Source organism: Micromonospora sp. ATLC16, assembly GCF_057196645.1.
Window position 1 is genome coordinate 1 of record NZ_JBXUOW010000178.1, and the last position, 686, is coordinate 686.

1 pseudogene is annotated in these 686 nt (G+C 78.1%); it reads right to left on the reverse strand.

What is annotated here, in order from left to right:
• A pseudogene (locus tag AC2CHE_RS26945) lies at positions 1–686 on the reverse strand (TIGR02680 family protein); the annotation flags it as partial.

Sequence of the window (686 nt, forward strand, 5' to 3'; positions counted from 1 at the left end):
GTGTGGACCGGTGCGGGTGCCGGCAGTTGCGCGGCGGCCGCGTCCACTGCCGCGAGCAGCGCCTCGACGGACGCACGGTCGCGGTCCACCGCGCCGAGGTCGGCGTCGATGACGGCCAGCAGCCGCTCGCACTCGGTGACCCGGGCGGCGCGGCGGGCGGCCCGGGCGGTCGCGCCGATGTACTCGCAGGAGGTCTTGGCGAATCGGCCGGCGGCGATGCCCTGGGCGTACCGGCCGTCCACGTCGATGGTGGCCGGCGAGGCGTCGGGCGTGGTCACGTCGGCAAGCGCCACCGAGGTGAGCACCTCGGTGATCCGCGCGGCGGGCACGTCGTCTTGTTCCTCGGGGGCCAGCACGTCGGCGAGGGTGGCCCCGGTGGGCCGCCGGTGCGGCGGCAGCGGCAGCAGGTAGCCGTCGAGGTCGTCGCCGGCCAGCGCGGTCGTCGCCGTCCCGGCGTCGGGGTGCAGCCAGGCGTCCAGCAGCCCGGCCGCATGCAGCGCCGCCTCGACGGCCGCCGCGTCCGCGCCGGTCACCCCGTCGGTGAAACTGACCAGCCGCCACAGCGGTGCGCCGGGTCGGCCGGCGCGTGGTGCCGGCCGGGTCACCGGGACGGGTGGCGCGTCGTCGTGCTCGGCGGCGATCCGGTCCCGTTCGGCGGCCACCTCGGCGCACCGGTCGGCCAGCGC